Source organism: Paraeggerthella sp. (assembly GCF_048427265.1).
GTDB lineage: Bacteria > Actinomycetota > Coriobacteriia > Coriobacteriales > Eggerthellaceae > Paraeggerthella > Paraeggerthella hominis.
This window is the reverse complement of sequence record NZ_DBFOSR010000105.1, coordinates 42,015-48,179: the sequence shown is the minus strand read 5'-3', so window position 1 is coordinate 48,179 and position 6,165 is coordinate 42,015. Positions and strand designations below refer to the sequence as shown.

6 protein-coding genes are annotated in these 6,165 nt (G+C 62.6%); all 6 read left to right on the top strand.

The features are described from left to right. The first annotated feature begins 42 nt into the window (after positions 1 to 42). On the top strand, positions 43 to 951 hold the full coding sequence (locus ACMNI9_RS09465; protein ID WP_418831776.1) for a TM2 domain-containing protein: 909 nt from the start codon (positions 43 to 45) through the stop codon (positions 949 to 951). 185 nt (positions 952 to 1,136) lie between these two features. Then, positions 1,137 to 2,075, top strand: coding sequence for an aldolase (locus ACMNI9_RS09460; protein ID WP_114566431.1), 939 nt, complete (start codon positions 1,137 to 1,139; stop codon positions 2,073 to 2,075). An 829-nt stretch (positions 2,076 to 2,904) separates the two neighbouring features. Then, positions 2,905 to 3,582, top strand: coding sequence for a site-2 protease family protein (locus ACMNI9_RS09455; RefSeq protein WP_114565850.1), 678 nt, complete (start codon positions 2,905 to 2,907; stop codon positions 3,580 to 3,582). A gap of 12 nt (positions 3,583 to 3,594) precedes the next feature. Beyond that, complete coding sequence (locus tag ACMNI9_RS09450; RefSeq protein WP_114565849.1) at positions 3,595 to 4,386, top strand: segregation and condensation protein A; 792 nt, start codon at positions 3,595 to 3,597, stop codon at positions 4,384 to 4,386. A 1-nt stretch (position 4,387) separates the two neighbouring features. Further along, on the top strand, positions 4,388 to 5,209 hold the full coding sequence (scpB, locus tag ACMNI9_RS09445; RefSeq protein WP_418831774.1) for an SMC-Scp complex subunit ScpB: 822 nt from the start codon (positions 4,388 to 4,390) through the stop codon (positions 5,207 to 5,209). 93 nt (positions 5,210 to 5,302) lie between these two features. After that, complete coding sequence (locus ACMNI9_RS09440) at positions 5,303 to 6,121, top strand: pseudouridine synthase (protein WP_418831780.1); 819 nt, start codon at positions 5,303 to 5,305, stop codon at positions 6,119 to 6,121. Positions 6,122 to 6,165: the final 44 nt, after the last annotated feature.

Sequence of the window (6,165 nt, the reverse complement as noted above, 5' to 3'; positions counted from 1 at the left end):
TGAAGAACAACGATGTTGAAACGCAGGACGAAAGAGGTCGCTATGACCAAGAAAAAACCTTTGAACAGCGCCGAGGACGCGGTTGCTGCTGCGGAAGCCGAGTTGAAGGCGGCCCAGGAAAAACTCGACGCGGCAAAAGCGCGGCTGGCTGCCGAAGGGAACGACGAGAAGAAGGCGGATGGGCTCGATGCCGCCGAGGCGTCTGTTGAAGAGCCTGTTGAACAGGAAGCCGAAGTTGACAAAGTCGTGGACGTGGTTGCAGTGGAGGCTTCGGCCTGCGTCCCAGATGATGCCTCGACCGCTTCGGCCGACGACGAATCCGCGGTCTTAGTTGAGGAAGTCGAGACGATCCAGGAAGCCGAGCCGGTCGAGCCGATGGGGACGGCCGAGCAGGAGAGCGCCCCGTCTGCTCCGGAGCCTCCCGCGTCCCCGGCGTCCGAGAATCCCCAGTGGGTTCCGTATTCGAGTGCGCAGGTCCCCCCGTACGGGGTCCCCGCACAGCAGCCTTCTTACGGCGCGCCGCAAACCGCACCGCAGGTGCCTGCGAGCGGTTCTTATGGCGGGTCCTCATCTCAGCAGCCTGGTTACGCTGCGCCCCAGACGCCGCATGCCGGTCCTGGCGCCGTGCCGCCGCAGCAGCCCTATTACGGGTATCAGCAGCCGTACTACCAGCAGCCGTACGCGCAGCCTGTTGTGGCTACGAAGGATCATGTGGCTGCCGGTTTGCTGGCCATCTTCTTGGGATGGTTGGGCATTCACAAGTTCTACTTGGGGTACAACACTTCCGGTTTCGTCATGCTGGGAGTTTCTATCTTGGGCGGAATCCTTACGCTGTCGCTTGCGTGCTGGGTGATCTGGGTCATCGCTATCATCGAGGGCATCATTTACTTGACGAAGTCGCAATCTCAGTTCGAGCAGATCTACGTCCTCAATAAGAAGGAATGGTTTTAGCGCATCGACGGTCCGCCGTTTGCCCGCGGTTGCATTGCTTCGCCGCTCGTCCAAATGTTCAGGGGTTTTTCCATGAATAGGGGCGGGCGGCTTTTCTTTTTCGCTAGAATGGCGGTATCGATAAGGCCTAAGCGCAGGAATTCGCGCACCGCCTTCCCGAATAAGGATCCTATAAGGAGGAAATCATGCCCAAAATCACTCGTGACCAGGTGAGAGTTCCGGCTGACGTCATGCCGGAATCCCGTGACGAGTACATTGAGAACTACATGAAGGCTACCCGTGGCACGGGTCGTCTCATGCTGTTCGCGTGCGATCAGAAGGTCGAGCATCTGAATGCCGACTTCTACGGCGAGGGCATCGACATCGCCGACGCTCAGCCGGAGCACCTCTTCGAGATCGGTCGTCAGGGCGTGTGCGGCGTGCTGGCTGGCCAGCGCGGCCTGATCGCGCAGTATGCTGCCGATTATCCGGAGATCAACTACCTGGTGAAGATGAACTCCAAGACCAACCTCGTTGGCGTGAAGCAGGACGATCCCTATTCGCCGCAGCTGCATGATCTGGATGCTGTGCTGGCTATGCGCGAAGCTGGCGTGAACATCGTGGGTCTGGGTTACACGCTGTACCTGGGCAGCGAGTACGAGTCCACCATGATGGCCGAGGCTGGCGAGCTGATCGCCCAGGCTCACGCAAACGGCATGTTGGTAGTGCTGTGGATCTATCCGCGCGGCAAGGCCGTCGCGGCAGAGAAGGACCCGGATCTGATCGCCGGTGCTGCTGGCGTGGCGCTGTGCCTGGGTGCCGATTTCGTCAAGGTGAACCCGCCGAAGCCCGAAGACGGCCGCACTCCGGCCGAGGCTCTGAAGGTTGCCGCCATGGCTGCCGGCCGCACGGGCCTTGTGTGCGCGGGCGGTTCGACGGTTGACGCCGAGACGTTCCTGACCCAGCTGCACGACCAGATTCACATCGGCGGTGCCTGCGGCAACGCGACCGGCCGCAACATCCACCAGCGCTCGCTGGCGGAGGCCGTGCGTTTGACGAAGGCTATCAGCGCCATTACGCTGGCCGACTACTCCGTGGAGGACGCGCTCGACGTCTTCAACGGCGACGAGGATTTCTCGCTGTAAGTTTCGCCGCATAGAACATGCCGACGGGCCCCTTTCGAGGGGCCCGTTTTGCGTGCGCCGGGAATAGCGCTCTTGGCGTGCGGGGCGCGCGGGGGATGCGCGGGGCGTGTGGGGGGTGCGCGAGTTGCGTGCAGGTCGCGGGATGCACGGGGCGCGCGGGGCGCGGGGTTCGCGCAGGTTGCGGATCGTGCGTGGGGTTCGCGGCGGCGTCGCCCTCCCGCGTGGATCGCGCACCCCGTGGTGAGCCCCCCAAAAAAAATCTGGGCGCGAATCGGGACCTGTGACAATTTTAGACGTGGAAAAGCCGCGTTTTAACAGCGGACATACGCTTTTTGGCAGAGATTGGGGGGTTTGCGGCTCCTGAACGCGAGAAATTCCATCTATAGCGAACAAGTAATCGCATAATGCCTGGTCGCAGATTTTATCTTCCCTTTTTGTGCGCGCCGTCGCGCACGAAAAGCCACAAACCTCGGAATCTCTGCCATTTTCGAGCCTTCCGCGGGCAGGTTGCGGCAGCGTCTCGATTTTTTGGGCGCGAATCGGGACCCGTGACAGAGAACAGGTTGCCGAATGCAGGTTTCAGCAGCGCCTTGTCGGCAAAAGGCATGGTCGCGTTTTGGGATGCGGCCGATCGGCGGCTTCGCGCGCTCGCGAAAGTGTCGCAGGCCCCGATTCGCGCCCAAAAAAACCCTCGCTCGGCCTCTTTCGACGCTCTCCGAGATTCCTCGAGATTCCCGAGATTCCACGAGATTCCTCGTCGCTGCGAGTTTATGAAGTTTTCCCTCTTGGGGCGGGCGGGCCGAGTGCTTGCGGTAGACTGATCAGCATTATGTCTATATCGCTGCCTTACCTTATATGTTCCATCTTGAGCTTCGTGCCCGCCATCGTTTGCCACGAGGCGTGCCACGGTTTTGCCGCCTACAAGTTGGGCGATCCTACCGCCAAGCGAGCCGGACGGCTTTCGTTCAACCCGCTCAAGCACGTGGATCCTTTCGGCACGGTCATCATGCCGCTCATGCTCATGGCCATGAACATGCCGGTGTTCGGCTACGCGAAGCCGGTGCCGTACAACCCGGCGTACTTCAAAGATCCTCGCAAGGGCGACCTCATCGTGGGCTTGGCTGGCCCTGCGGCAAACTTGGCGCTGGCTGTTCTGGGTGCGGCGGTGTACGCGGTTATCCTGTTCGTCCTGCCGGTTGCCCAGTTGGCTCAAAGCATGGTGTTCTACTACTTCTTCACCTTGTTCTTGCCCATGTTCTCGCTGATCAATCTGTATCTTATGTTCTTCAACTTGCTGCCCATTCCGCCGCTGGACGGATCGTCCATCTTCGCGTTCCTGCTTCCGGCCAAGTATTTGCCGCGGTACTACAAGGTGCAGCAGTACGCGTTCCCCATCTTCATGATCGCCGTTATCCTGGTGCCGTACATTCTGCATTTCAATCCCATCGGCATCTATCTGGACGCGACGGCTGGAAACGTGTTCAACCTGCTGTATCCGTTCAGGTAGGCGGGGCCGCGCATGGCGTACAAGGTTCGCATAGACAGCTTCGAGGGGCCGTTCGACTTGCTGCTGCATTTGGTCAGCCGCCAGAAAGTGGACATCGGAGCCATCTCCATCACCCAGATCGCCGACCAGTATCTGGCCGAAGTGTCCCGGATGGACAACCTTGACCTGGACGTTGCGAGCGACTTTCTGCTGGTGGCGTCTACGCTTTTGGAAATCAAAGCCGAAAGCCTGCTGCCGCGCGAGCGCGATGCGGTGCAAGAGGAGCTGGAGGAGCTTGCGCCCAGCGAGGCTCGCGACATTCTGGTCGAGCGGCTTCTGGCGTACAAGCAGTACAAGAACGCCGCGAGCGCGCTGCACATGCGGTTCGTGGCGGAAGGCCGCATGCATGCGCGTCCCTTAGGTCCCGACGCGTGCTTCTTGAACCTCATGCCCGACTACCTGAAGGACGTCACGCTCGACGGGCTGGCGCTTTTGGCGGCGCGCGCGCTTGCTCGGCGCGACGTGTTTCTGCTGGAATCGGAGCATATCGCAGCAAAGCCCATTCCCGTCGAGGTGCACGTGCGCGCCATTCATCAGCGCATCCGCAACAAGAAGGAGATCCGCTTTTCGGAGCTGGTCAACGCGCAAACGCCCACGCCCGTGGTGGTGGTCACGTTCTTGGCGGTGCTCGAGCTGTACAAGCGCGCCATGGTGAAGATCGAGCAGGCCGAGCTGTTCGGCGACATCGACATCCGCTACATCGAAGGGTCCGGCGATCTTTCGCTGGAAGGCGAGGACGTCCTTACGTCGGTCGAGGAAGGTTGACATGTTCCAAGGTTTGCAGGAAGGCCAGATCAAAGGCGCTATCGAAGCCATGCTCTTCGTAACCGACGAGCCGGTGGGCACGCTTGCCCTGGCCGACATGCTGGAGGTTGCACCGGGCGAGGTCGAGCGTGCGCTCGTGGAGCTGCGCGATCAGCTGGAGCGGGAGGACCGCGGCATCCAGCTGCGCGAGGTCGCCGGCGGATGGCGTTTGTACACGCACCCCGCGTACCACGAGCTGATCGAGAGGTACGTGCTGTCGTGGGATACCCGCAAGCTTTCCCAGGCTGCCATGGAAACGCTTTCCATCGTGGCGTACCTGCAGCCGGTAACGCGCAGCGGGGTTGCCAGCGTGCGCGGCGTCAACTCGGACAGCTCCATCAACTCGCTGGTGGAGAAGGGCTTGGTGCGCGAGGCGGGCGTGGCCGACGCGCCCGGGAACCCCACGCTGTACGCGACCACGCGCGCCTTCCTGGAGAAGTTCGGGCTGCGCTCGGTAGCCGACCTGCCCGATCTGGACCAGTTCGCGCCCGACGACGATACGCGCGCGTTCATTCGCGAGCGATTGTCCGCTACGCGCGACGACGTGCGCATCGCGCAAGCTGCGGAAGCGGCCGCGGGGGAGGGGCCGGACGAAGTCGACCCCTTGGCGGGCGTGCAGTTCGACCTCGACGACGAAGACGGCGTCATCGTGGCCGAGAGCCCGCGCGAGGAGGCTGCGTCGGACGCCGCCCAGCGCATGCTGGCCGAGGCTATGGCTTCCGGCTTCGGCCTGGTGGAGAAAATAGACTTTGACGAGCTGACGTTTGAAACCGATGACGAGTAAGCGGGTCCGCCGTTCTGTCGAACGGCGGAAGCCCTCGTCGACCCTGGAGGATCTGTGACCGAAGAAACCAACGAAGCACCCCGCGTCGTCCCCATGCGCTTGCAGAAGTTCCTTGCGCGAGCGGGGGCTGCAAGCCGCCGTGGATCTGAGAACCTTATGACGGCCGGTCGTGTGACGGTGAACGGCCAGGTGGTGACCGAGTTGGGCAGCAAGGTGGATCCGCTTGTGGACCAGGTTGCCGTGGACGGGGTGGCGGTTCGGCTGGCCGACGGCCCCGTGACCGTCATGTTGCACAAGCCGGCGGGATTCGTGACGACCATGTCCGATCCGCAGGGGCGTCCCACCGTGGCGCAGCTCGTCCCCGTCGATCGGTATCCGGGGCTGTTCCCCATCGGGCGGCTCGACGCCGACACCACGGGCTTGCTACTGTTCTCGACCGACGGCGACCTGGGCAACGGCCTGTTGCATCCCAAGCATCATGTGGCGAAGCGCTACCTGGCATGCGTCGAGGGCCGGCCCGCCGAACGCGACCTTGCGCGCTTGCGCCGCGGGGTGGAACTTGACGACGGGCTTACGGCCCCTGCCGACGCCCGCCTTGTGGAAGGTCCGGCGGCTCGCCGCGCCGAGCGCGTTCTCGAAGCGCCTCCGGCCGTGCCCGCCCGGGCGTCGCGCGAGTACGCCGTCGAGTGCAAGCAGCGCGCGGCGTGCCGCTCCATCGTTCGCGTGGTTCTTCGCGAGGGAAGAAAGCGCCAGGTGAAGCGTATGCTGGCTGCAATCGGCCATCCGGTGCTGGCGCTTCATCGCGATTCGTTCGGCCCGCTTGAGCTGGGCGACCTCGAACGCGGCTCGTGGCGGATTCTTTCGCCCGAAGAGGTTGCGGCTTTGAAGCGAGCCGTGGAGGACGGTTCGTAGCGACGCGCGGCGCGGGCGGCCGATCCTTCGGCCGATAATGCTAG